Genomic DNA, 23,553 nt, shown 5'->3' with positions numbered 1-23,553 from the left:
CGCCCAGGCCCGCTCCGCACCCGCCGAGCCGCACTGCACCCGCCGAGCCGCACTGCACCCGCCCGTGCCGCGCAGAGCCGCGCCCGACGGCGGGCGTCGCGCTCCGCCGTCGGGCAACGGACCTCAGCAGGTCAGGTTCTCGCCCGTCGTGGTGCCCAGGAGCTCGGCGTAGCGGCGGAACAGCGCGACCCGGTTCGCGACCTGGCGCGGGTTGCCGCCCTCGCACTCGAGCGGGCCGTTGATCGCGCGGATCGTCTCGCGGAAGCCGTGGTCCCCGACGATCGCCTCGTGGCACGTCATGGTGCCCTCGCCCGGCTGCGTGTTCCAGTACCAGAGCGCGGTCTTCCAGGCGACGGTCGCGTCGGTCTCGACCAGGTACGGGTCGTTCAGCAGGTCGATGCCCAGGGCGTCACCCGCGGCCTTGTAGTTGAAGTTCCACGAGAGCTGGATGGGCCCCTTGCCGTAGTACGCGTCCTGGCCCGCGGGGCACCCGTACGGCTGCGACGGGTCGCAGTAGTGCGAGTACACGGCCGTGTTGAGCTCGCTCACGTGCAGCAGCCCCGTGCTCTCGTGGCTCACGTTCGCGAGGAACGCCGCAGCCTCGCGGGCCGCGACCACCGGCCCGCCCGACGTCGCGAACTCCGGGTACGCCGCGGTCGCCGCGACCAGGCCCTCGTACGTGTAGAACGGGTTGCGGTCCGGGAACATCTCCTCGAACTGCGCCTCCGTCACCACGAAGCACGTCGTGATGCCGCTCGTCGAACCTGTCTCAGCCATGAGCCACCCTCTCGTCACTGATCCCGGCCAGCCGCGGGGTCGCGGCTCGACGACGAGCCGCGACGGCCGGACGGCGTCTCCGCGGTCACCCTAGGGGACGGGTGCGGGCTCCTCGGCATCGGTGTGCAGGGTGCTCCGGGGGAGGTCATCACCGGGCGTCGCGCCGATCGTGCCGGCTGTGGCCACCGGCTCCACGCGCCCCTCGACCGAGGTGCTCCCGGCCGGATCGGCAGCCGGCACCCCGCCCGGCTCGCCACCCGTCGCGCGGTAGACGAGGGCCGCGACGAGCCCTGCCGACCAGCCGAGGACGAGGGGCCAGAAGATGCTCGCCTGGACCGAGGACAACGCCAGGTTGAGCGTCGTCGAACGCAGCTCGCCCACCGCGAAGGCCGTGACCGAACGCGACGCCGCAGCCACCGACGACGCCGAGATCGTGACGAACCAGACCGCGAGCACCAGGCTCCAGCGGCTCGCGCGCGGCGGCAGCCGCCGGGTCGCGAGCCACGTGCCCCCCGCGACGACGAGCCCCACGAGCACCGCCAGACCGACCTCGAGCGGCTCGACCACGGTCCGGCCGGCCGTGAAACGCCAGGCCATCGCCCCCGAGGTCACCTCAGCCAGCAGGTCGACCGGGCCGCGCGCGCTGCGGTGCCACACGAGCCACGACCCTGCGGCGCCGACGCTCGCCCAGACGAGCGCCCCCACGCCGCCCGCGACGAGCACCGTCGGGTAGGCGCGGGCCCGCAACGGCTTGCGCGCGCGACGCGTGGCCGGGAGCGAGGCCGGGTCGCGGCGGCTCGTGAGGCCCAGGGTGCCGACCGCGACGAGCCCGACGAGCCACCCGGCGGCCAGCCCCCACGAGCCGCCGTCGAACGACGCCGTGAGCAGGAGGAACGCCGGGTTCTCGGGGGAGGGGAACGTGACGTCGGCGACGACGTCGGCGACCGCGCCCGCGGCACCGCCCACGACGACCGCGAACCAGGAACCGAGGAACACCGCCGGTGTTCCCGTGCGAGGGGGGAGGCGTCGCGTCGCGAGATAGGTCAGCGCGACGACCACCGCCCCCGCGAGCAGGGCCGCGAGGATCGTCTGCCCCGTGACGGTCACGTCCACCCGGTCGCTCAGCACCGCGCTCCCGACCCACAGGACCGACGTGAGGAGCCCGGCGACGAGGACGGCAGGTTCTCGGCGAGACGTCATCGGCATCCCGCGAGGGTAGCGGACGCAGATGAGGCGCCCGCCCGGACTCCGGGAACGGTGCGGAGGCCCGTGCGCGGGCGCGCGCGGCCGGGTGCGCGGCTGCTCGTGCGGTTGCCGGTCGGGCCGCCCGCCCGGATCGTGGGAGGCATGCATCCTGAGCGCGGCACCTCCCGCTTCCCCGTCGACGTCCTCGTGCGGTCCCTGGCGATCGGCACCGCTGCGGGGAGCCGTGCCTCGCTGGGAGTTGCGCCGCCCCTGCTCACCTCGTCGGCCACGGGCCGGGGGGCCACCGTGGCCAAGGTGGTCGCGGGGCTCGGGATCGTCGGTGAGCTCCTGGGCGACAAGCTGCCGGGAGCGGGGTCGCGCCTCGAACCGCCCGGCCCCGCGACCCGCATGGCGTCCGGCGCGATCGGGGCCCTCGTGCTCGCCCGCCGGGCCGAGGTCGGCGTGCTCCTGCCCGTGCTGCTCGGCGCGGCGGGTGGCGCGGCCGCGACCTGGGGCGGGGCGGCGTGGCGGGCCGCGTGGGTCGGGAAGGGCCCGGACTGGCCCGCCGCCGTCACGGAGGACGCCGTCGCGCTCTCGCTCGCGGCGTTCGCGGTCCGGCGCTGAGCCGTTCGACCCCCTGCTCGCCCGACGCCGGAGCGCACCTTCCGCGCGGAAGGTGAGTTCCGCCGTCAGGCACGGCTCCGCGGAAGGTGAGTTCCGCCGTCGGGTCGGCGGTCGCCCGGCGCTGACGCGTCGCGGGTGAGAGCGCACCGAGCCGGTTGACACCTCCGGAAGCCGCGTGCAAGAGTGCCTCCCATCCGGAAACGTTTCCAGCATGTTTCGCACCGTGAACTTGGAAACGTTTCCAGAACGAGAACCCAGCACCACCTTCGACGGAGAGGGAAGAAACCGATGGCGTCACGTGCAACGTTGAACGAGGTCGCCGAGCGCGCCGGGGTGTCGCTCGCCTCGACCTCCCGAGCGCTGCACGGGTCCGGAGCCAGCAAGGCCATGGTCGAGCGGGTGCGCGCAGCCGCCGACGAGCTCGGGTACAGCCCCGACGCCGTCGGGCGCTCGCTGCGCATGCGGCGCACGTTCCAGATCGCCTTCGCGGTCGCCGACATCGGCAACCAGGTCTACGTCGAGATGATGTCGGCGATCCACGCGGTCGTCGCGCCCTACGGCTACCGCGTCGTCGTCACGACGACCGGCGACACCGCGCACTCGACCACGGACCTCGTGCGCAGCCTCGCGAGCGGCATGGTCGACGGGATCATCCTCAGCCCCCTGCGCATGAGCGAGGAGCTGGTCGAGGAGATCCGGCAGTCGGCGGTGCCCGTCGTGGTCATCGGACGCTCTCTCGGTGCCCGCGGCATCGACTCGGTCTCGACCGACTCGGCCGGCGGGATCGGCCAGGCCGTGACCCACCTGCTCGACATCGGCCGGCGCCGGATCGCCTTCCTCAACGGCCCCCTCGACACGACCCCCGGTGAGGCCCGCCAGCGAGGCTTCGACGCCGCGGTCGCCGCCCCGGGCTTCTCGGCGGAGCGCGTCGACGTCGAGATCGCGGAGGACTTCACGGTCGCGGCCGGCCTCGCGGCGGCGACCAGGCTCATCGAGCGCGGCGCGGGCGGAGGCGGCCTCGACGCGATCGTCGCTGCCAACGACCTGCTCGCGATCGGCGCCATGCACGCAGCCCGGCAGAGCGGCCTCGACGTCCCGACCGACCTCGCCGTGACCGGCATGGACGACACCGAGATCGGCCGCGTGTTCTACCCGAGCCTCACGAGCGTCTCCCTGGGCTCGGCCGAACGTGGTCGGCGCGCCGCGCAGATCATGCTCGGCCTGGTCGAGGGCACCGCCCAGGAGACCCGGCACGTGGACGTGGGGCCGACGCTCCTCGTCCGCGAGTCCACCCGCCCGACCGACGCACTCGACGGAGAGAAGTCATGACAGCGACCACCGTGGAGGCCGGCCCCCGGCCGTCCACCCCGACACCCCCGCGGCGCAGCCCGGGCAGGACCGGAGGGATGGCACGCGCGAAGCGGCGCGAGGCCATCGCCCTCGTCATCCCGTCGCTGCTCCCGATCCTCGTCCTGAGCGTCGCGCCCCTCCTGGTCGGCGTGGGGCTCGCGTTCACCGACGCCCGCCTGGTCCGCAACCCCGAGTACACGTTCGTCGGGATGGACAACTTCGTCCGTCTGGCCGACAACTCGTTCTTCTGGGACTCGTTCCGGATCGGCATGATCTGGGCCGTCTCCGTGACGGTGCTCCAGCTCGTCGCGGCCATGGGGCTCGCGCTCCTGCTCAACTCCGACCTCAAGCTCCAGGGCCTGACCCGCGTCCTCGCGCTCATCCCGTGGGCCATGCCGCCCGTGGTCGTCGCGATCATGTGGCGGATGATCTACTCGCCCAACGCCGGGCCGCTCAACGCGTTCCTGGGGAGCATCGGGCTGCCGGACGACATCAACTGGCTCGCGGACTTCTCGACCGCGCTGCCCGCCGTGATCGTCGTGGGCATCTGGGTCGGCATGCCGCAGACGACCGTGACGCTGCTCGCGGGCCTCCAGCAGATCCCCGACGAGCTCCACGAGGCCGCGTCGATCGACGGCGCGAACGCCTGGCGCCGCTTCACCGCGGTCACGCTGCCCAGCCTGCGCCCGATCATCACGTCGATCACCTCGCTCAACTTCATCTGGAACTTCAACTCCTTCTCGCTGGTCTACGTGCTGACCGAGGGCGGACCGGGCGGCCGCACCATGCTGCCGATGCTCTACACGTACCTCGAGGCGTTCAAGAACAGGAACATCGGCTACGCGGCCGCCATGGGCGTGGTGCTCGTGGTCGTCGTCGTCCTCCTGCTCGCGATCTACCTGTGGTCCCAGTTCCGCCAAGACCGCGACAGCACGGGGAAGTGATCTGATGCGTCATCTCGTCCGGCCCGCCCAGTACGTGGCGCTGTGCTTCTACATCGTCTTCCTCGGCTTCCCGCTGCTGTGGCTCATCTCGGCGTCGCTCAAGTCGTCGGGAGAGCTCAACTCGCTCAGCGTGAGCCTCGTCCCGCAGGACATCGAGTGGGGCAACTACTCGGCCGCGCTCGAGCGTCAGGGGCTCGTGCGCTCGGCGTGGAACTCCACGGTCGTGGCGCTCGTCTCGACCGCGCTCGTGCTCCTCATCGCGCTGCCCGGCGCGTACGTCCTGGCCCGGCTCAAGGGCCTGGTCCGCGGCATGGGGGTCGGGTGGATCCTGGTCAGCCAGGTGTTCCCCGTCATCCTCATCATCCTGCCGCTGTTCCTCATCCTGCGGACCATCGGCCTGACCGACAGCCTGGTCGGCCTGACTCTGGTCCACACGACCTACACGCTGCCCTTCGCGCTGTGGATGCTCCAGGGCTACGTGAGCTCGATCCCGATCGAGCTCGAGGAAGCCGGCTCGATGGACGGGGCCAGCCGGCTCACGGTCCTGCGCACGATCGTCTTCCCGCTCCTCATGCCGGGCGTCGTCGCGACCGCGATGTTCAGCTTCGTCTCCTCGTGGAACGAGTTCTTCTTCGCGCTCGTGCTGCTCCAGTCGCCCGAGAACTACACCCTGCCGATCACGCTCAAGATGTTCATCGGCGGGGAGGGCAAGGTCGCGCTGGGCCCGCTCGCGGCAGGCGCCGTGCTCGCGGCGATCCCCAGCATCGTCTTCTTCTCCATCATGCAGAAAAGGCTCACCGGCGGACTCCTGTCCGGTGCCGTCAAGGGGTGAGCGCAGTGCGCGCAGCCCCTCGCAGTACCCACCTCACCCGCAGTACCCACCTCACCCGCACGACCCCCACGCCTCAGAAAGGCAGACACATGAAGACTCGTGGTGCGTCCATCGCCGCATGCCTCACGATCGGCACCCTGTTCCTCACCGCTTGCGGAAGCGGCGGGGACAGCGACGCCGGTGGAGACTCCGGTCCGGTCACGCTGAAGTTCCAGTCGCTGTCCGACCAGCCCGCGGCCATCGCCGCGACCGAGAGCATCGTCTCGGACTGGAACGAGGCCAACCCGGACGTCCAGGTCGAGATCGTCCCTGCGGGCTGGGACGGTATCTACGACAAGCTCATCACGCAGTTCAACGGTGGTGCCGCGCCGGACATCATCCACTACGAGGCCGCGAGCATCGTGCCCTTCGCGGCGGACGGCTACCTCGCTGACCTCACCGAGCACATGTCCGACGAGTTCCGCTCGGACGTCCCCGAGGGGATCCTCGACGCGGTCACGGTCGACGGCAAGATCATCGCGTACCCGACCGAGCTCCAGTCCTACATGGTGTTCGCGAACAAGACGCTGCTCGACGCCGCGGGCGTCACGATCCCCACGGGCGAGACCATGACGTGGGACGAGATGCGCGCCATCGCGCAGGCCACGACCAAGGACGGCACGTACGGCCTGGGCTGGGGGCTCAAGAGCCCCACCGCGGCCTACATGGCGCTCGCGCCGGGCTTCGGCGGCACCTTCTTCGAGGGTAGCGGGGCCGACGCGACGCTCACGGTCGGCGAGGGCGAGATGGCGGTCCCCGAGCTCGTGGACGCCATGGCGTACCAGGACAAGTCGATCCTGCCCGTGACGCTGAGCCAGACGGGGTCCGAGACGCTCGCGACCTTCTACGCCGGTCAGGTCGCGATGACGATCCAGGGCTCGTTCCAGGCCGCGAACATCGCGACCGACGCGCCCGAGGGCTTCGACTGGATCGTGCTGCCGCCGCTCGAGGGCTCGGAGGGCGCCGAGCAGGCCGCCAACCCGCAGACCCTGTCCGTGAACATCGACTCCGAGCACGTCGAGGAGTCCGCGGAGTTCATCGAGTTCTTCACGCAGACCGAGAACCTGGCCGCCCTCAACGAGGCCGACGCGCTCATCCCCGCGACGACCTCCGCGCAGGAGGCCCTCGCGGCCAAGCTCGGCACCGAGAACGGCTGGGACGTGATCCTCTCCTCGGGGCAGCACCTCGTCTCCGCGCCGTACCTCTTCGTCGACGCGTACGCGCAGTGGAAGGACACCGTCGCGACGCCGGCCTACCAGCGCTTCCTGGCGCAGGAGATCGACGCCGACGGCGTGGCCACCGAGCTGACGACCGGCTGGGAAGAGATCACGAAGTAGTGCACGACCCGTGCGGACGGGCGGGAGCCCGCCCGTCCGCACGGACGACGACCACGGGTGGCCCCGCGTCACCCCGATCAACGAACGACGAACAGGGAGTGACCTGGTGAGCTGGCTGGACGAGAAGGCAGTGGCGGTGATCACCGGCGCAGCCGTCGGCGACGCGCTGGGCGGGGCGACGGAAGGTTGGACGCCGGAGCAGATCGAGGAGCGGCACGGCGGGCGGGTCACGGGCATCGTCGGGCCGTACTACCCCAACTGGCAGGACGCCCGCCCCATCGCGCCGTACCACAAGGGCGACGGGCACATCACGGACGACACCCTCATGACGCAGGCGCTCGTCGAGGTCTACGCCAAGCGCCGCGCGCACCTCGACGCGTACGCGATGGCCGAGGACCTGGTCCCGCTCATGATCGGCGAGCCGCGCTGGGTCCCCGAGCTCGAGTCGACGGTCCTGCTCCTCCAGCGCGTGTTCCTCGCCGAGAAGTGGATCGTCGCGCGCCTGCACTACGGGCACGTCGACCCCCGTGAGGCTGGCGTCGGGAACATCATCAACTGCGGCGCGGCCATGTACGTGGCCCCCGTCGGGCTGGCCAACGCGGGCGACCCGCGCGGCGCCTACGCCGAGGCGATCGACCTGACGGGCGCGCACCAGGCGAGCTACGGTCGCGAGGCCGCGGGCGTGTTCGCCGCGATGGTCGCGGCAGCGGTCGCTCCCGGCGCGACGCTCGACGACGTCGTCGCGGCGGCGCTCGACGTCGCGCACGACGGGACGCTCGCCGCGCTGCGCGCGGTCGTCGACGCGTTCGACGGCTGGACCACGGTCCCGACGACCGACGAGGAGGAGCGTGCCCTGGCGCGCAGGATCCGTGCGGTCGTCGCACCCTTCGACTCGGTGGGCCCCGAGTACCGGCAGATGTCGATGGACGCCCGCCGCCCCTCGCGCACCAAGGCGATCGAGGAGCTGCCCGCAGCCCTCGGGTTCGTCCTGGGGCATCGCGGGGACTTCCGCGGTGCCGTGCTCGGCGCGGTCAACTACGGGCGCGACGCGGACTCGATCGCGGTCATGGCCGGGGCGATCGCGGCCGGGCTCGGCGGCACCGAGGTCGTGCCGACCGAGTGGCTCGACGAGATCGAGCGCGCGAGCCGGACCGACGTCCGCGCGACCGGGCGCCTCATGGGCGAGGTCGCGTCCGACATCCTGCGTGCGGACCGCGAGACGGCGCAGGCCAGGCTCCGTGCCCTCGACGAGATCGAGGCCGCGACGGTGGGAGCGTCGGCGTGAGACTCACCTGGGCCCAGCCCGAGGACCTGCTCGCGCACGAGCTCGTCCAGTCGACGACCGAGGGCAAGGACGTCGCGGGCGTCGTCGAGCGGTGGACCGCCGCGGGCGGCGAGGTCGCCCCGGCGGTGAGCGGAGCGGGCCCCGTGCCCGCGCCGCCGGCGCTGCGCGCCCTGGCGCGCGAGCTGCTCGACGAGCTCGACGCCCTGCCCGCGGCCCCGGCCCCGCACGAGCCGGACGGGTGGGAGCAGATCGTCGCGCTCCTCCCGGCGCCCCCGGTCCTCGCCACGGTGCCCGACGACGAGCTCGCCCGCCGTGTGCACGGCGCCTGGTCGGGGCGCGCCGCGGGATGCCTGCTCGGCAAGCCGGTCGAGAAGATCCCGCGCGCGGGCATCGAGGAGATCCTGCGGGCCACGGGCCGCTGGCCGCTCACGACCTGGTTCACGGCCGTCGGGCTGCCCGAGGACGTCGCGGTGCGGTGGCCGTGGAACCGGCGCAGCGCGCCCACGTCGCTCGAGGAGAACATCGACGGGATGCCCGAGGACGACGACCTCAACTACCCGATCCTCGCCCTCGCGCTGCTCGAGAAGCACGGTCCGGGGTTCACGACCGACGACGTCGCCCAGCTCTGGCTCGACAACCTGCCCGCGGGGCGCGTCTTCACCGCGGAGCGCGCGGCGTACCGCAACATCCTCGACGCACGTCCGGTGCCCGAGACCGCGACCCACCAGAACCCGTTCCGGGAGTGGATCGGCGCGCTCATCCGCACCGACGTCCTGGGCTGGGTGGCCCCCGGCGACGTGCGGACCGCAGCCCGCCTCGCCTGGACCGACGCGCGCCTGAGCCACACGCGCAACGGCGTCTACGGCGCCATGTGGGCCGCGGCGCTCGCCTCCGCGTCGATGGTCTGCGCGACGGTCGACGAGGTGCTCGACGCCGCCCAGACCGTGCTGCCCCCGGACAGCCGGATCGCCCACGCGGTGCGGCTCGGCCGCGAGGCGGCAGCCCAGGACGGCGACGTGAGCGCCGGCCTCGACCGGATCCACGCCGCGTACGGCGACCTGCACTGGGTCCACGTGCTCAACAACGTGGCCGTGATCGCCTACGCGCTGGCGAAGGGCGCGGGGGACTTCGGTGCGAGCGTCTCGATCGCGGTGACCGCGGGCTGGGACACCGACTCGGCCGCCGCGACCGTGGGCGGGGTCGTCGGCGCGCTGCGCGGGAACGACGGGATCGGCCAGGCCTGGACCGGGCCGGTCGACGGTCGCATCGCGACCTCGCTCCCCGGCGGGGAGCAGCGCATCGACGACCTCGTCGCCCGCACGCTCGCCCTGCGCCTCACGGCACCGGCGGTCGTTGAGTCCTTCGCGAGGGCCGACGCATGACCGGTTCCTCGCAGGCGGTCCGCCGTGGACGCGTCGTCGTCGTCGGCTCGGCCAACGTCGACCTCGTCGTCGACGTCCCGCGCCACCCCGGTGGCGGCGAGACGATCCTCGGCGGCGACCTGCGCCGCAGCCCCGGCGGCAAGGGCGCGAACCAGGCCGTCGCCGCGGCCCGTGCGGGAGGCGCCGACACGTCGTTCGTCGGGGCGCTCGGCCGGGACGAGCCGGGCGAGCTGCTGCTCGCCTCGCTCGACCGGGCGGGCGTGCGCACCGACCTCGTCGAGCGCGTCGAGGCCCCCACGGGGACCGCGCTCATCACGGTCTCGCCCGACGGCGAGAACGCGATCGTGGTCGCGCCGGGTGCCAACTCGCACGTGCGCATCGGGGCCGCGCAGGCCGACCGCCTCGCGGCGGCCGACGTGGTGCTCGCCCAGCTCGAGATCCCTCTCGACGTGGTGCTCGCGGCCGCCGCGGCCCGCCGCCCCGGCGCTGTCCTCGCGCTCAACGCGGCGCCGTCGCGCGACCTGCCCGACGAGATGTGGGCCGTGCTCGACCTGCTGGTCGTCAACGAGCACGAGGCCCTCGACCTGGCGGGCGGCCCGGCCGGCTCGGGCGGTTCGGCGTCACCGGCCGCCGCGGCCTCCGCGGCCGACCCGGCCGGGACCGCGAGCCCCGACCCCGTCGAGCGCCTCGCCGCGGTCCTCCTCGAACGCGTCCCTGCGGTCGTCGTGACCCTCGGCGGCGCGGGCTGCCTGGTCGCGCAACGCGGCGCGGACCCCGTCCGGGTCCCGGCCCCGCGGGTCGACGCGGTCGACACGACGGGCGCGGGCGACACCTTCTGCGGCGTGCTCGCCGCCGCCCTCGCGGGCGGGTCCACCCTCGTGGACGCCGCCCGGACGGCCTCGTTCGCAGGTGCCCTGGCCGTGACCCGGCCGGGCGCCCAGGACGCCGTCCCCACGGCCGACGAGGTCACCACCTTCGCGCACCCGGAGCAGCTGCCATGAGCTACACGTTCGACCCGCTCGTCCCCCGCCCCATCGACCTGCCGACGGTCGTCCCGCTCGACGGCGCCACCGGTGCCGGTGCCGTGCCCGGCTCCCCGCACGGTCTTGCCGCGCTCGACGAGGCGAAGATCTTCGCGGCCCCCGACGACCCCGCCGAGTGGGCCGCCTGGCGCGAGCGCCTCGAGGCGTGGCGCACGGACGCGCGCGAGCGCCACGGCTTCACGGGCGCGGTCTACGAGCGGCCGCGGGCCGCCTGGGCCGCGAGCTGCTTCACGATCGCGCAGGTCTGGCTGTGGGACGAGCTGCTCTACTCGTTCGAGGAGAACCGCTTCACGCCCGAGCGCTTCCTCGCCGACGCCCGCGAGCGTTTCGCGGGCCTCGACGCCGTGGTGCTGTGGCACGCGTACCCGGTGATCGGGATCGACGACCGCAACCAGTGGGACTTCTACCGCGACGTCCCGGGCCTCACGGGCCCCGACGGCCTGGTCGCGACCCTGCACGCCGCGGGCCTGCACGTGTTCGTCGACTACAACCCCTGGGACACGGGCACGCGCCGGGGCGAGGACGACCTGACCGAGCTCGCCGCGGTCGTGGCGGACCTTCCCGCCGACGGCGTCTTCCTCGACACCCTGAAGAAGGCCGAGCCCGAGCTCGTCGAGCGGCTCGAGGCCGCCCGCCCCGGCATCGTCCTGGAGGGCGAGTCCAAGCTCGCGGTCGAGCGCATCGAGGACCACTCGTCGTCGTGGGCGCAGTTCTTCGCCGACTCGTCCGTGCCGGGCGTGCTGCGCGCGCACTGGTACGAGCGTCGACACATGCAGCACCACGTGCGCCGCTGGAACCGGGACCACACCGACGAGCTGCAGTCCGCCTGGGTCAACGGCGTGGGCGTCATGGTCTGGGAGGTCGTGTTCGGGGTGTGGGTCGGGTGGAGCGAGCGCGACGCCGCGACCCTGCGCCGCATGGTCACGGTCCAGCGCGCCGCGAAGGACCTGCTGCTCGACGGCGAGTGGACCCCGCTCGCCGACCTCGCCCCCGAGGCGCGCGAGGCCGGCGTGCACGCGTCGCTCTTCTCGCACGACGGCGTCTCGCTGTGGACGCTCGTCAACCGCGGCGAGCAGGACTGGACGGGCCCGGTCCTCACCGCCGCGCCCGCCGGCCGCCTGGTCGACCTGACGGGCCTCGCGACGGCCACCGACCCGACCGGTGCGCCGGTCGCCCCGACTGGTGGCCTCGTCAACGTCGACGGCGCCACCACCTCTCCCGTGGTCACGGTCCCGGGGCGCGGCATCGCCGCGCTCCTGCACGTCGCCCCCGGCGCCGTCGAGCCCGAGTGGCTCCCCGGCCTGGTCGAGGACATGCGCGAGCACGCGGCGAGCCGGGACGCCCGGTTCCCGCACCGGCTCGCGCGCCGCGTCGTGCCGACAGCCCCGGCCTTCCGGCCCGAGGCCTCGCCCCGGCCCGACGCCTCGCCCCGGCCTGACGGCGCACCCGACGCCGCTGCCACCGGGCCCGACGGCGCCGTCGCTCCCGCGGCCGAGCCCGAGGCGGGCGCGACACGCGCACCCGACGCGGGCGTCGTCGTCGTGCCTGCGGGGCCCTACGTCCTGACCGTGCGCTACCGCGCCCGGGAGACCGGGATGTACCAGGGCGCGCCCTACGTCGAGGAGTGGAAGCCGCTCTCGCCGCGCCTGCACGACCCGCGCACGCTCCAGCGCGACGGCGAGCTCGCCGCGCCCGTCGCGGTCGCGGCCTCGGAGGTCACGAACGACCAGTTCGCGGCGTTCGTCGACGCCACGGGCTACCAGCCCGCGACCTCGCACCGGTTCCTCGCGCACTGGGTGGACGGCCGACCGCCCGCGGGGCGCGAGGACGAGCCGGTGACGTTCGTCGACCTCGACGACGCGCGCGCCTACAGCGCGTGGCGCGGAGGCCGCCTCCCGAGCGAGGACGAGTGGCAGCTCGCGGGGGAGACGGGCGGCCTGCTGCGCGGCGCGCCCGTCGTGTGGAACTGGACCGAGAGCGAGCACAGCGACGGCCGCACGCGCTACGCGATGCTCAAGGGCGGCTCCGACCACGAGTCGACCGGTTCCGAGTGGTACTTCGACGGCGGCGTCCAGCGACCCGAGTTCAGCGCCAAGCTGCTCCTGCCGGGCCTGGGCCTCGCGCGCAGCTCGAGCATCGGCTTCCGCTGCGCGTGGACCACGGACGAGGTGACGGCATGACCGTCTCGCGCAACCCGCAGGACGGAGCGCTCGCGGGGCTCAAGGTCGTCGACGCCTCGACGCTCTTCGCGGGGCCCATGGCGGCCATGCACCTGGGCGACATGGGGGCCGACGTGATCAAGGTCGAGCACCCCACCAAGCCCGACCCCTCGCGCGGGCACGGCGCCTCCAAGGACGGCGTCAACCTCTGGTGGAAGACGCTCGGGCGCAACAAGCGCGCCGTGACCGTGAACCTGTCGAGCGACGGCGGGCGCGAGGTCTTCCTGGCGCTCGCGGCCGAGGCCGACGTCGTGATCGAGAACTTCCGCCCCGGGACCCTCGAGCGCTGGGGCCTGGGCTACGACGAGCTCTCGGCCCGCAACCCGCGCCTCGTGCTCGCGCGCATCAGCGGGTTCGGGCAGGTGGGGCCGTACCGCTCGCGGCCCGGGTTCGGTACGCTCGCCGAGGCCATGAGCGGCTTCGCGGCCATGACGGGCGAGCCCGACGGCCCGCCGACCCTGCCGCCGTTCGGCCTCGCCGACGGCGTCGCGTCGCTCGCGACCGCGTTCGCGGTCATGGTCGCGCTCCAGAGCCGCGAGCGCTCGGGCCGCGGCCAGGTCGTCGACACCGCGATCATCGAGCCCATCCTCGCGATGCTCGGCCCGCAGATCACGCGGTGGGACCAGCTGCGGACCGTGCAGCCGCGCACGGGAAACCGCTCGGCCAACAACGCGCCGCGCAACACCTACCGGACGCGTGACGGCCAGTGGGTCGCGGTCTCGACGTCGGCGCAGTCGATCGCGGAGCGCGTCATGCGGCTCGTCGGGCACCCCGAGGTCATCGACGAGCCGTGGTTCGCGGTGGGGGCCGAGCGCGCCCAGCACGCCGACGAGCTCGACGCGGCCGTGGGCGGGTGGATCGCCGAGCGCACGCGCGACGAGGTCGTGGCCGCGTTCGAGGAGGCCCAGGCCGCGGTCGCGCCCATCTACGACGCGCAGGACATCGTGGGCGACCCGCAGTTCCAGGCGCTCGGCACGCTCCACGAGATCGAGGACCCCGAGCTCGGCCCGATGCTCATGCAGGGCCCGCTGTTCCGGCTCTCGGACCACGACGGCGTGATCGGGTTCACGGGCCGCCACCACGGGGCGGACACCGACGAGGTGCTGGGCGAGCTGGGCTTCGACGCGGCCCGGGTCGCCGCGCTGCGGGAGGCGGGGGCCGTATGAGCACCCCGCCGCTCACGCTGCTCTACGCCCCGGCCGACCGCCCCGACCGGGTCGCCAAGGCGCTCGCGACGTCCGCCGACGTCGTGATCGTCGACCTCGAGGACGCGGTCGCCCCCGCGGGCAAGGAGGCCGCGCGCCGCGAGGCCGTCGCCCTGCTCGCGGCGACCTCGCGCCGGGTCCAGGTCCGCGTCAACCAGCGCGGCACGCCCTGGCACGCCGACGACGTCGCGGCGGTCGCGAGGCTGCCTCTCGCCGTGGGGGCGCGCGTGCCCAAGGTCGAGTCGGCCGACGAGGTCCGCGGGCTCGCGGCCGCGCTGCCCGGGCGCGACGTGCACCTGCTGATCGAGTCGGCGCTCGGGGTCGAGCGCGCGTTCGAGATCGCGTCGGCGTCGCCCCAGGTCGCGTCGGTCGGCCTCGGCGAGGCCGACCTGCGTTCGGACCTGCGCGTGGACGACGACGGCGCGCTGGCCTGGGTGCGCAGCCGCCTCGTGGTCGCGGCGCGGGCCGCGGGCCTGCCGTCGCCGTCCATGTCGGCGTACACGCACGTCAAGGACGTCGACGGGCTCGTGGCCTCGTGCCGCGCGGGCCGCGCGCTCGGCTTCCTGGGACGCACCGCGATCCACCCCGTCCAGCTCAACCCCATCCGCGAGGCGTTCCTCCCGAGCGCCGACGAGGTCGACCGTGCGCGCGAGGTGCTCGACCGCGTCGGCGCCGCGGCCGCGCGCGGGGTCGGGGCGATCGCGCTCGCCGACGGCACGTTCCTCGACGTCGCGATGGTCGAGCGTGCGCGCTCGGTCCTCGCGGTCGCGGGGGACCCCCAGCCCCATCGTTGAGTGCGGAGCTCTTGTGCGACACGCCCGGCGTGTCGCACAAGAGCTCCGCACTCAGCGGCTCAGTGAAACAACTGCTTCTCAAAGGAGAGAACCATGACCTCAGCCCTCCCGGCGACGCCCCCACGCGTCCCTCGTTCGCGGCGGCGGATCGCCGCCCTCCTGGCCGGGGTGGTGGGAGCGGGCGGCGCCGTCGTCGGGCTCCCGCTCGTCGTGGCCGGGCCTGTCGCGGCCGCCGAGCAGGGCACGCTCGTGCCCGGCAGCGCGCCCTCCGAGGCGCTCGGCGCGGGCGGGGCCGTCGACTACACGGTGTACCTCCCGCCGGGCTACGACGAGGACGCCGAGCAGCGCTACCCGACCGTCTACCTGCTGCACGGGCGGGGCGACACGCAGGCCGCGTGGCAGCGCGTCGCGACCGACCTCGACGAGCTGATCGGGACCGAGGCGATCCAGCCCCTGGTCGTCGTCATGCCCGACGCGCCCTGGAACGACCGGGGGAGCTGGTACACCGACTCGGCCTACGAGGGTTCCGCGGACTCCGGCACCGGCGCAGGCTTCCAGGTCGAGACCGCGCTCACGCGCGACCTGGTCGGGCACGTCGACGCGACCTACCGGACCGTGGCCGACCGCGAGGCGCGCGCCGTGGGCGGCTACTCGATGGGCGGGGCGGGCGCGCTGCGCCTGACGCTCGCGCACCAGGACGAGTTCTCGGCCGGGATCGTGCTGAGCCCCGCGGTGTACGTCCCCCAGCCCCCCGCGGACTCGTCCGTCCGTGACCACGGGGGCTACGGCGTCGGGCACGAGCTGTTCTCGCCCGAGCGGTACACCGAGCTCTCCTACCCGGCGGCGCTCGCCGCGCTCGATCCTGCCCTGCCCGTGCACCTGTTCGTCGCGGTCGGCGACGACGAGTGGGCCAACCCCGACCCCGCCGAGGCGAGTCACGACATCGACTTCGAGTCGGCCCGGCTCTACAACACCGCGCGCCGCGTGCCGGGAGTCACGGCCGAGCTGCGGGTCATGAACGGGGGCCACGACTGGGACGTCTGGCAGCCCGCGTTCCGCGAGGCGATCGTCGACGTGTCCTCGCGCCTGCGCACCGAGCCCACGGTGCCGTGGGACGCCGAGCTGCTCGGCTCCGCGGGCGACGACCGCGCGGGCGGCATCCTCGCCACGCCCGACGGCGGCACGACCGTCGCCCTCAACCTCGCCGGGTCCTGGGCCGGGTCGCAGCCCGCGGGCGGACTCGACGTCGTGCTGGCACGCCGCGACGCGGACGGAGCCACGCTGTGGCAGCACCCGATCGCGACGCCCGCCGACGAGCGCGCGTACGGCGTGGCCGCCGGACGGACCGGGACGACCCTCGTCGCCGGGTACACCAAGGGAGACCTCGACGGGAAGCACGCGGGCTCGACGCGCGACGACGGGTTCGTGGCGGCCGTGACCGCCGCGGGAGAGCGCGCCTGGACGCTCCAGACGGGCGACCCCGCCGCGGCTGACCGCTTCTACGCCCTCTCGTCCGACGGGGCCGGCGGCGCGTACGTCGCCGGGTACACGAGCGGGACCATCCCTGGCGGGACGAGCGCGGGCGACAAGGACGCGATCGTCGGGCGCGTGTCGGCGACCGGCGAGCTCCTGTGGCTCCGCCAGGTCGGCGGGCCGGGCGAGGACAAGGCGCTCGCGGTCGCTCCCGGGCCCGACGGGTCCGTGTACGTGGGCGGGGTCGCGGGGCAGGGCATGCCGGGCGCGCAGGCGGCCGGGGCCAACGACGGGTGGGTCGCGCGGTACGACGGCGCGGGAGAGCTCGTGTGGCTGCGCGGTGTCGCGACGTCGGCCAACGACCAGGTGAGCGGGCTCGTGGCGCGGGCCGACGGGTCGGTCGTCGCCGTGGGGCACACGCGCGGGGCGCTCGGCGGGGCGTCCGCGGGCGACAACGACGTGTTCGCGCGGGCGTTCGACGCCCGCGGCGAGGTCCTGTGGACGACGCAGACCGGCACGGCGACCGACGACCGCGGCGTGACGGGTGTCGCGGGTGCCGACGGCACGGTGCTCGTCGTGGGCACGACGTACGGGGCGCTCGGCACGCCGGTCGGCGGCGTGGACGTGTTCACGCTCGCGCTCGCGGCCGACGGCACGCCCGGGGCAGTGAACCAGCTCGGGACGCGCGAGCGGGACGGGGCCGACGAGTGGGACGACGCGAACCTGTTCGCCGCGGCGGTCCCGGGGACGGACGGCGCGTGGTTGAGCGGTCTGACGTTCGGGGCGCCGTTCGGCGCGGTGAACGCCGGGGCCGGGGACGTGTTCGTGACCCGGGTCGACTTCGCCACGGGGCCGGGCGTGCCCACGACCGCGGTGGGCGTCGAGGCCACGGCGCGCTGCGTCGCGGGCCGGGCGCAGGTCTCGGTGCGGGCGCTCAACGGTGGTGACCAGGCGGTGAGCCTCGAGGTGTCGACGCCGTTCGGGACCAAGTCGTTCGCGGGGGTGGCCGCCGGCAAGAGCGCGCAGCAGACGTTCGCGACGCGGGTGGCCGCGATCGAGGCCGGCGAGGTCACGGTCACGGTGCAGGAACCGGCGGGGCCGGTCGAGGTCGTCGCGCGGTACGCGGCGACGGACTGCGCGGCCTGACGGGTCGCGCCCACTGCCCGCCCGACGGCGGAGCCCACCTTCCCTGCGGAAGGTGGGCTCCGTCGTCGGGCAGCAGGGCGGGGGCTCAGCAGGTGAGGTTGGACCCCGTGGTCGTGCCGAGGATCTGCGCGAAGCGCTGGAACGCCGCGATGCGGCTCTGCACCTGCGCGGGGTTGCCGCCGTTGCACTCGAGCGTGCCGTTGATCGAGCGGATCGTCTCGCCGAAGCCTGCGCCGTTGACGATGGCCTGGTGGCCCGACATGGTGCCGGGGCCCGACTGCGTGTTCCAGTACCAGAGGCCCGTCTTCCAGGCCACGGCCGGGTCGGTCTCGACGAGGTACGGGTTGTTCAGCAGGTCGATGCCCAGGGCGTCACCGGCAGCCCTGTAGTTGTAGTTCCACGAGAGCTGGATGGGGCCCTTGCCGTAGTACGCGGACTGGCCCGCGGGGCAGCCGTAGGACTGGCTCGGGTCGCAGTAGTGCGAGTAGTTCGCGGTGTTGCTCTCCTTGACGTAGACCAGCGCGCCCGTCTCGTGGTTCACGTTGGCGAGGAAGGCGGCGGCCTCGCGCTTAGCGACCTCGGAGCCGCCCGACGTGGCGAACTGCGGGTACGCGCTCAGGGCGTTGACCAGGCCCTGGTACGTGTAGAACGGGTTCCGGTTGGGGAACATCTGGTTGAACTGGGCCTCGGTCACGACGAAGCCGGTCTGGTTGCCGCCCCCGTTGTCACCACCCGTGGTGCCGCCGGTCTCGCCCGTGGTGCCGCCGGTCGAGCCGCCGCACGTGCCCTGGTCGCGCCACACGCCCCACTGGCCCGTGGTACCGGGCGTCTCGCCCTGCGTCCACCAGCCGGCCTTCCAGTTGTGGCCCGCGGTCGAGACGACCGCGCCGCCCGTGTAGACCGCGGACGCGCTCCACGGTGCGGCGCAGGGCTCGGCGGCCGAGGCGCGGGGGGCGAGGACCGTGGCGGTGACCGACAGCGCCGCGAGGGCGGTCGTGAGGAGCAGAGCGAGCAGGGCCAGCGTCGTCGCTGGCCGTCGGATCGTGTGCGCGGTGCGCATGTTCGTACCTCTCGTCGATGACAGGGGACGACTGCGAGCCTGACGGGGGATTTGTCCGATGGTCAATGCACGTAGGGGGTACTACGTAGGTGAGGGGAGGTCGGTGGCCGACGGTGCTTCTTGTGCTTCGGTCTGCCTGATAGGTTCTCCTATCAGGAGGTGGTTCCATGGCCGAGGTGTCCGAGTCGCAGGTCGAGCGAGCCTTCGCCGCCCACCTCGGGCGAGTGGCGGGGCGCGCGGATGCGGCGCGCGACGAGGCGCGTCGAGCGCTCGTGCGTGCTGTCGAGCAGGCCACCTCCCTCGGGTGGAGCCAACGCAGGATCGGAATGGCGATCGGGCGGAGTCAGCCAGAGGTTCATCGCTTGCAACGGATCGCGATCGAGCAGGCGGACGACTCGTCCGGCGGCACTCCGGGGGGCCACGAGGTCACGCTCCTTGATCGTGTGATGGAAGAGCGGGCCGCGGTGGTTCGCGTCGCGGCGCGGTACGGGGTGGCGAACGTCAGACTCTTCGGGTCGGTGGCGCGAGGCGAGGACAGCGTCGATTCGGATGTCGACCTCCTGGTCGACCTCGACCCTCAGGTCGGGCTGTTCACCCTGGCGGCGTTGGAAGCCGAGCTCGGGGAGATGCTCGGGCGCACGGTCGACGTCGTGCCGGCACGGTCGCTCCGACCTGAGGTCGCGGCGACCGTCGACTCGATCGCGCTGTGAAGCGCGGAGATCGAGAGCTGGTCCTCGACGCACTGCATCATCTCGGTGTGCTGCGGCGGCATGTCGTCGGTCGGTCGCTCGAGGACCAGCCGGTCGTCGACGCGGTGTGCCTGCGCCTGGCGGCGGCCATCGATGCCGTGGCTGGGCTGAGTGTCCCGGTCCGGGAGCAGGCGTTCGGTCGTCGCTGGCAAGTGATCTGGGCGACGAGGAACCGGATCGTGCATGCCTACACGGTCGTCGATCCTGCGATCATCGCGGCTACGGTCAAGCACGACCTCGAGGGTTTCGAGTCGGCCCTGCGGTCGATCGAGCAGAAGCTCCGTCCGTCAGGGATGTCGTAGAGCGTGGCGTGGACGGGACACGCTCGGTGTCTGGGTGAGGCAGCGTTTTTTGTGTAGCCACCACAATTGTGGTGGCTGCACAGAACCACCTCCCTGGGAAGTCGCGCCCTGCGGGTGGGGCGACATGGGCCCGGGCCGCGGTGCGAAGGGCTCAAGCGTCGCGCCGCCTGAGCCATACCGCCCCACCCTAGGACCGCCCGAGCTCCGCGTCGTCGCACGTCTCCGACAGCACCGGCGCGTTCAGGCGGACGACGGACGTCTGCTCGGACGAGACGACGAGCTCGGCCCCGGCGTCGTCGGTCGACGACACCTCGACCGCGCCACCGTCCGCGAACACGGTCTGCCCCAGGGCGGCGAACCCGTGCTGCGCGAGGACGGGGTCCAGGGCTGCGCGGACCGCCGCGAAGTCGTCGCCCTCGACGTAGAGGTACTGCGACGAGCCGGCGGCCGGCATGACCAGGGTGCACGTCGAGCCCTCCGCGGAGAGGCCGGCCGTCCCGCTCGACTCCCACGGCGTCGCCGGGTCGAGCGACGACAGTGCCGCGAGGACGTCGTCGCGCACCACGGTGTACGTGTCGAGCGCATCGGCGGGGCCGGCACCCGGGGTGCTCGCGGTCGGAGCTGCGGCGGGAGAGGTACCGCACCCTGCCGCGAGCTGCCCGACGACGACCACCACCAGCAGCACCCCCGCGGTGCGCAGCCGCTTCCTCGACGATCCGGCGTCTCTCACGCGGTGCCCCCTCGCTGGGTCGGTCGACGCGCAGGGTGCGCGGCGTCGTCGAACCTAGCAGCGACGAGGCGCCCGCCGGGTGACGTCGCATGGGGACCGCTGCCCATGGCCTGCCCGCCGCGTGGTCGATAGCGTGGGTCGGCGACGCACCGGGACCAAGGCGGTCCCGCAGCCACGAGGGGGGACATGCGCACCATGTTCGGCGCCGACGTCGAGGCGCTCGCAGGGCTCGGCAGCAGCTTCGTGGAGAGCGCCGAGACGCTCGAGACGGCCCGGCGGCAGGTCGACGGGATCGTCGCCACCGCGGGCTGGGTGGGGCCCGACGCCGAGGACTTCCGGCAGGACTGGTCCCGGCGGCTGGCCCCAGCGCTCGCCTCCTGCCTCGGTGCGCTCCGCGACAACGCCGAGGTGCTCCGGCGGAACGCCGAGGACCAGGCCCGCACCAGCGCGGCCGACGGTGGAGCGGGACCCAGCCTCGACCGGGGCGGTGCACCGGGGGCCGGGGGTGGCGGCGAACGCTCCGGCGACGGTGGGAAGGACCGGCCGGGCAACCCTGACCTCTCGGGCCACGGACCGTGGGTCGACGTCCCGCCCACGATCCCGCTCGACGACGCGGCGCTCGACCCGAACATGATCAACCAGCAGGGCCTCGGCGACTGCTGGCTCCTCGCGGGCCTGGGCGCGGTCGCCCGCGACGACCCCCAGTTCATCCGCGACCACATGAAGCTCAACGCCGACGGGACCTGGACCGTGACGATGTACAAGGACGGCGACCCCGTCGAGATCACGGTCGAGCCCGAGGTCGCGCAGGACGGCGTCATGGACCCGAGCGGGAACCCGAGCTGGGCGTCGATCTACGAGAAGGCGGCCGCCGAGTACTGGGGCGGCAGCTACGAGGACATCGACGGCGGCTACTCGAGCGACGCGTTCGCGGCGATCACCGGTGCGACGCCCTCCAAGACCGGTGAGGGGAACCTCTCCGACCTCAAGGACCGTCTCGCCGACGGCCCGGTCGCGCTCGGGACCGAGGACGAGCCGTCGTGGTGGCCGTTCGGCGACGAGGTCGACGACTCCCGGGTCGTGCCCAACCACGCGTACATCGTGGACAAGGTCGAGGAGCGGGACGGCGAGCTCAAGGTCCACGTCATCAACCCGTGGGGACCCGGCGCCCACCTCCAGAATGACGGGTCCGACAAGGTCGGCGACATGTGGCTCACGGAGAAGCAGTACAAGGAGAACTTCGACACCGTCTACGCCGTCCCCTCCACCCGATAGGACCCACCTGTGACAACGGTCAGGAATGCACGGCAGGGCTCGCAACCCACCTTCGGGGTGCTGCGGGTCGGGATCATGCGCGTCGGCCTCGTCGACGGCACGCCCCTCGCGCAGCTCGCGCTGCGCACCCCCTCGGACGAGGCCGTCGTCGTGCTCGACGAGGGAGACGCGTTCGAGCTCGACGGCGTCGGGACGCTGCACCTCGACGAGATCCGGGCGAGCGAAGGAACGGTCCGCGGGGAGGTCACGCTGCGGTTCGAGGAGATCGACGACGCCGACTGACCGGGCGGCCGTCCCCGGAGGCCGGTGTCGGCGGCGGCTGGGAAGGTGGAACGCGGGAGGCCTCGCACCGGACGAGGCCGGGAAGGCAGAGATGAGCTCACCGACGCAGCCGCGCACGTACCCGCACGGGGTGCCGTGCTGGGTGGACACCGAGCAGCCCGACGTCGACGCCGCCACCGCGTTCTACGGCGCCCTGTTCGGGTGGAAGTTCACCGACAAGATGCCGCCCGACGCGCCCGGGCGCTACGTCGTCGCCTCACTCGACGGGCAGGACGTCGCGGCGATCGCCTCCCCGCCCGACGGCAGTGACGGGACACCCGAGTGGATCACCTACGTCGCGGTCGACGACGTCGGCGCCACCGCCGGGGCGGTCGCTGCCGACGGTGGCGTGCTGCTCTCCGGGCCTGAGACGGTCGGCCCGCCCGGGCGTATGGCCTCGGTCCAGGACCCGCAGGGTGCGCGGTTCCGGCTGTGGCAGGCGGGCACGCGCCTCGGGGCGCAGCGCGTCAACGAGCCGGGCACCTGGAACTTCAGCAACCTCCTCACGCCGGACCCGGACCGGGCCCTCGACTTCTACGGACCGCTGCTCGGCTGGGAGCTCGACCCCGCGCTCGGCGCCGGGATGTTCCGCGTCCCGGGGTACGGCGACCACCTCGCGCACACGATCGACCCCGGGATCTTCGAGCGGCAGGAGTTCGCGCCGCCAGGGTTCGCCGACGTCGCTGCCGGGCTCGCGCGCGTCGAGGGGCCGGCTCGGTGGGACGTCGCGTTCTCCGTCGCGGACCGCGACGAGAGCGCGGCAGCGGCAGAGCGGGCCGGTGGGGTCGTGCTGTCGACGAGCGAGAACGAGTGGACGCGCGAGGCCGTGGTGCGCGACCCGCAGGGAGCGCAGCTCACGCTGTCGCAGTTCGCGCCGCAGGAGTGGGGGTAGGACGGACCGCGGGTTCGGTCAGGTCTGGATAGATGTCAGCGCAGCGCTCGGCGGATGGCGCGTTGCGGTGTCGAGTTGGATGCAGACCTCGATCCATTTCATGCTCACCTGCACACCCGCTGGGTCGTGCCTGATTCGCGCGGGCCCGGCCGAGATCGGTCTCGTACGAGTCGAGGGCTTCGACGACGCGATCGAGCACGCCGAGCTTGCATGCGACGTTGAGGAACGTCTCGAGCCGGACGGCCCCCTCGCCGGACTCGAGGGTTCGCAGCGTTCCGCGCGAGACTCCCGCCCGCTCGGCCACCTGCTCGGCAGTGAGGCCCTGGAGCTTGCGCCATGTCGTCAGGTGTTCGCCGATGCGTGCTGCGGCGGGCGGGTCCGTGCAGGGGAACTCACAACGTTCAACTTCTCCAGAAATTCCGGAGTTCATGGCCAAGAGATCGGCCGTTAGCTCCCGTCTCTCCAGATCTGGGCCGCCCCAGCACTTCCGCGCGCTGCATGAAGAGGGTGCCCACGGAACGGGTCCATACGTCTCGCGATGCCCCCTACCGAACTCCTCCTGGAGACCTGAGTCCGACGCGTGCCCCTT

22 protein-coding genes are annotated in these 23,553 nt (G+C 73.3%); 17 read left to right on the top strand and 5 right to left on the bottom strand.

Annotated features, from left to right (window positions below; all coding sequences use genetic code 11):
* Nucleotides 1-123 precede the first annotated feature (123 nt).
* Together ASE27_RS16890 and ASE27_RS16885 are read right to left on the bottom strand one after the other, a co-directional pair.
* Nucleotides 124-777 (bottom strand): chitinase, encoded by a 654-nt coding sequence (locus ASE27_RS16890; protein WP_056653080.1) that lies wholly within the window; start codon nt 775-777, stop codon nt 124-126.
* Nucleotides 778-867: 90 nt separating this feature from the next.
* On the bottom strand, nt 868-1,983 hold the full coding sequence (locus ASE27_RS16885) for a hypothetical protein (RefSeq protein WP_157257682.1): 1,116 nt from the start codon (nt 1,981-1,983) through the stop codon (nt 868-870).
* A 141-nt stretch (nt 1,984-2,124) separates the two neighbouring features.
* Here ASE27_RS16885 and ASE27_RS16880 point away from each other — a divergent pair, with 141 nt between their 5' ends.
* The 12 genes from ASE27_RS16880 (at nt 2,125) to ASE27_RS16825 (ending at nt 17,635) form a co-directional block, all read left to right on the top strand.
* Nucleotides 2,125-2,586, top strand: a complete 462-nt coding sequence (locus tag ASE27_RS16880; protein WP_157257681.1) for a hypothetical protein — start codon at nt 2,125-2,127, stop codon at nt 2,584-2,586.
* 288 nt (nt 2,587-2,874) lie between these two features.
* Nucleotides 2,875-3,915 (top strand): LacI family DNA-binding transcriptional regulator, encoded by a 1,041-nt coding sequence (locus ASE27_RS16875; RefSeq protein ID WP_056653069.1) that lies wholly within the window; start codon nt 2,875-2,877, stop codon nt 3,913-3,915.
* Nucleotides 3,916-3,992: 77 nt separating this feature from the next.
* Nucleotides 3,993-4,880, top strand: coding sequence for a carbohydrate ABC transporter permease (locus tag ASE27_RS16870; protein ID WP_231907857.1), 888 nt, complete (start codon nt 3,993-3,995; stop codon nt 4,878-4,880).
* A 4-nt stretch (nt 4,881-4,884) separates the two neighbouring features.
* On the top strand, nt 4,885-5,712 hold the full coding sequence (locus ASE27_RS16865) for a carbohydrate ABC transporter permease (RefSeq protein ID WP_056653063.1): 828 nt from the start codon (nt 4,885-4,887) through the stop codon (nt 5,710-5,712).
* An 89-nt stretch (nt 5,713-5,801) separates the two neighbouring features.
* Nucleotides 5,802-7,088, top strand: a complete 1,287-nt coding sequence (locus ASE27_RS16860) for an ABC transporter substrate-binding protein (RefSeq protein ID WP_056653060.1) — start codon at nt 5,802-5,804, stop codon at nt 7,086-7,088.
* Nucleotides 7,089-7,194: 106 nt separating this feature from the next.
* Nucleotides 7,195-8,373: an ADP-ribosylglycohydrolase family protein gene (locus ASE27_RS16855; RefSeq protein WP_056653595.1), complete on the top strand. Its 1,179-nt coding sequence runs from the start codon at nt 7,195-7,197 to the stop codon at nt 8,371-8,373.
* Complete coding sequence (locus tag ASE27_RS16850) at nt 8,370-9,755, top strand: ADP-ribosylglycohydrolase family protein (RefSeq protein WP_056653057.1); 1,386 nt, start codon at nt 8,370-8,372, stop codon at nt 9,753-9,755. Before ASE27_RS16855 ends, ASE27_RS16850 begins: the two co-directional genes overlap by 4 nt.
* On the top strand, nt 9,752-10,756 hold the full coding sequence (locus ASE27_RS16845) for a ribokinase (protein ID WP_056653054.1): 1,005 nt from the start codon (nt 9,752-9,754) through the stop codon (nt 10,754-10,756). The genes ASE27_RS16850 and ASE27_RS16845 overlap by 4 nt, the downstream gene beginning before the upstream one ends.
* Nucleotides 10,753-12,978: an SUMF1/EgtB/PvdO family nonheme iron enzyme gene (locus ASE27_RS21000; RefSeq protein WP_056653051.1), complete on the top strand. Its 2,226-nt coding sequence runs from the start codon at nt 10,753-10,755 to the stop codon at nt 12,976-12,978. The genes ASE27_RS16845 and ASE27_RS21000 overlap by 4 nt, the downstream gene beginning before the upstream one ends.
* Nucleotides 12,975-14,183, top strand: coding sequence for a CaiB/BaiF CoA-transferase family protein (locus ASE27_RS16835; RefSeq protein WP_056653048.1), 1,209 nt, complete (start codon nt 12,975-12,977; stop codon nt 14,181-14,183). The genes ASE27_RS21000 and ASE27_RS16835 overlap by 4 nt, the downstream gene beginning before the upstream one ends.
* Entirely contained in the window at nt 14,180-15,016 is an 837-nt protein-coding gene (locus tag ASE27_RS16830; protein ID WP_056653046.1) for a CoA ester lyase, read from the top strand. The genes ASE27_RS16835 and ASE27_RS16830 overlap by 4 nt, the downstream gene beginning before the upstream one ends.
* Nucleotides 15,017-15,109: 93 nt before the next feature.
* Complete coding sequence (locus tag ASE27_RS16825; protein WP_056653043.1) at nt 15,110-17,635, top strand: alpha/beta hydrolase-fold protein; 2,526 nt, start codon at nt 15,110-15,112, stop codon at nt 17,633-17,635.
* 85 nt (nt 17,636-17,720) lie between these two features.
* On the opposite strand, the gene ASE27_RS16820 is transcribed toward ASE27_RS16825, so the two are convergent.
* A complete protein-coding gene (locus ASE27_RS16820) occupies nt 17,721-18,695 on the bottom strand; it encodes a glycoside hydrolase family 19 protein (protein ID WP_056653040.1) in 975 nt (324 codons plus the stop codon).
* 167 nt (nt 18,696-18,862) lie between these two features.
* On the opposite strand from ASE27_RS16820, the gene ASE27_RS16815 reads away from it, so the two are divergent.
* On the top strand, nt 18,863-19,405 hold the full coding sequence (locus ASE27_RS16815) for a nucleotidyltransferase family protein (RefSeq protein WP_235535472.1): 543 nt from the start codon (nt 18,863-18,865) through the stop codon (nt 19,403-19,405).
* A complete protein-coding gene (locus ASE27_RS16810; protein WP_082609055.1) occupies nt 19,402-19,746 on the top strand; it encodes a DUF86 domain-containing protein in 345 nt (114 codons plus the stop codon). The genes ASE27_RS16815 and ASE27_RS16810 overlap by 4 nt, the downstream gene beginning before the upstream one ends.
* Nucleotides 19,747-19,933: 187 nt before the next feature.
* Here the strand turns inward: ASE27_RS16810 and ASE27_RS16805 are convergent, their stop codons facing one another.
* Nucleotides 19,934-20,476, bottom strand: coding sequence for a hypothetical protein (locus tag ASE27_RS16805; RefSeq protein WP_157257680.1), 543 nt, complete (start codon nt 20,474-20,476; stop codon nt 19,934-19,936).
* Nucleotides 20,477-20,662: 186 nt separating this feature from the next.
* Here ASE27_RS16805 and ASE27_RS16800 point away from each other — a divergent pair, with 186 nt between their 5' ends.
* From ASE27_RS16800 to ASE27_RS16790, 3 genes are all read left to right on the top strand, one after another.
* Nucleotides 20,663-21,751 carry a C2 family cysteine protease gene (locus ASE27_RS16800; RefSeq protein WP_056653032.1) on the top strand — a complete coding sequence of 363 codons (1,089 nt, stop codon included), beginning with the start codon at nt 20,663-20,665 and terminating at the stop codon, nt 21,749-21,751.
* Nucleotides 21,752-21,760: 9 nt separating this feature from the next.
* The gene (locus tag ASE27_RS16795) at nt 21,761-22,033 is read left to right on the top strand and encodes a hypothetical protein (RefSeq protein WP_157257679.1); all 273 of its coding nucleotides are present in this window, start codon (nt 21,761-21,763) and stop codon (nt 22,031-22,033) included.
* A gap of 91 nt (nt 22,034-22,124) precedes the next feature.
* Nucleotides 22,125-22,964, top strand: a complete 840-nt coding sequence (locus tag ASE27_RS16790; RefSeq protein WP_056653026.1) for a VOC family protein — start codon at nt 22,125-22,127, stop codon at nt 22,962-22,964.
* Here the strand turns inward: ASE27_RS16790 and ASE27_RS19960 are convergent.
* Nucleotides 22,927-23,394: a helix-turn-helix domain-containing protein gene (locus tag ASE27_RS19960; protein ID WP_082609054.1), complete on the bottom strand. Its 468-nt coding sequence runs from the start codon at nt 23,392-23,394 to the stop codon at nt 22,927-22,929. The genes ASE27_RS16790 and ASE27_RS19960 overlap by 38 nt on opposite strands.
* Nucleotides 23,395-23,553 lie beyond the last annotated feature (159 nt).

The organism is Oerskovia sp. Root918 (assembly GCF_001428945.1).
GTDB lineage: Bacteria > Actinomycetota > Actinomycetes > Actinomycetales > Cellulomonadaceae > Oerskovia > Oerskovia enterophila.
This window is presented reverse-complemented; position numbering and strand designations above follow the sequence as displayed.

What these genes read in the sequence shown, in the direction of transcription:
- ASE27_RS16860 (WP_056653060.1), top strand. Translation starts at nt 5,802, where the DNA reads ATGAAGACTCGTGGTGCGTCCATCGCCGCATGCCTCACGATCGGCACC.
- ASE27_RS16845 (WP_056653054.1), top strand. Translation starts at nt 9,752, where the DNA reads ATGACCGGTTCCTCGCAGGCGGTCCGCCGTGGACGCGTCGTCGTCGTC.
- ASE27_RS21000 (WP_056653051.1), top strand. Translation starts at nt 10,753, where the DNA reads ATGAGCTACACGTTCGACCCGCTCGTCCCCCGCCCCATCGACCTGCCG.
- ASE27_RS16790 (WP_056653026.1), top strand. Translation starts at nt 22,125, where the DNA reads ATGAGCTCACCGACGCAGCCGCGCACGTACCCGCACGGGGTGCCGTGC.
- ASE27_RS16880 (WP_157257681.1), top strand. Translation starts at nt 2,125, where the DNA reads ATGCATCCTGAGCGCGGCACCTCCCGCTTCCCCGTCGACGTCCTCGTG.
- ASE27_RS16865 (WP_056653063.1), top strand. Translation starts at nt 4,885, where the DNA reads ATGCGTCATCTCGTCCGGCCCGCCCAGTACGTGGCGCTGTGCTTCTAC.
- ASE27_RS16885 (WP_157257682.1), bottom strand. Translation starts at nt 1,983, where the DNA reads ATGCCGATGACGTCTCGCCGAGAACCTGCCGTCCTCGTCGCCGGGCTC.
- ASE27_RS16820 (WP_056653040.1), bottom strand. Translation starts at nt 18,695, where the DNA reads ATGCGCACCGCGCACACGATCCGACGGCCAGCGACGACGCTGGCCCTG.
- ASE27_RS16815 (WP_235535472.1), top strand. Translation starts at nt 18,863, where the DNA reads ATGGCCGAGGTGTCCGAGTCGCAGGTCGAGCGAGCCTTCGCCGCCCAC.
- ASE27_RS16835 (WP_056653048.1), top strand. Translation starts at nt 12,975, where the DNA reads ATGACCGTCTCGCGCAACCCGCAGGACGGAGCGCTCGCGGGGCTCAAG.
- ASE27_RS16800 (WP_056653032.1), top strand. Translation starts at nt 20,663, where the DNA reads ATGCGCACCATGTTCGGCGCCGACGTCGAGGCGCTCGCAGGGCTCGGC.
- ASE27_RS16875 (WP_056653069.1), top strand. Translation starts at nt 2,875, where the DNA reads ATGGCGTCACGTGCAACGTTGAACGAGGTCGCCGAGCGCGCCGGGGTG.
- ASE27_RS16870 (WP_231907857.1), top strand. Translation starts at nt 3,993, where the DNA reads ATGGCACGCGCGAAGCGGCGCGAGGCCATCGCCCTCGTCATCCCGTCG.
- ASE27_RS16830 (WP_056653046.1), top strand. Translation starts at nt 14,180, where the DNA reads ATGAGCACCCCGCCGCTCACGCTGCTCTACGCCCCGGCCGACCGCCCC.
- ASE27_RS19960 (WP_082609054.1), bottom strand. Translation starts at nt 23,394, where the DNA reads ATGAACTCCGGAATTTCTGGAGAAGTTGAACGTTGTGAGTTCCCCTGC.
- ASE27_RS16825 (WP_056653043.1), top strand. Translation starts at nt 15,110, where the DNA reads ATGACCTCAGCCCTCCCGGCGACGCCCCCACGCGTCCCTCGTTCGCGG.
- ASE27_RS16890 (WP_056653080.1), bottom strand. Translation starts at nt 777, where the DNA reads ATGGCTGAGACAGGTTCGACGAGCGGCATCACGACGTGCTTCGTGGTG.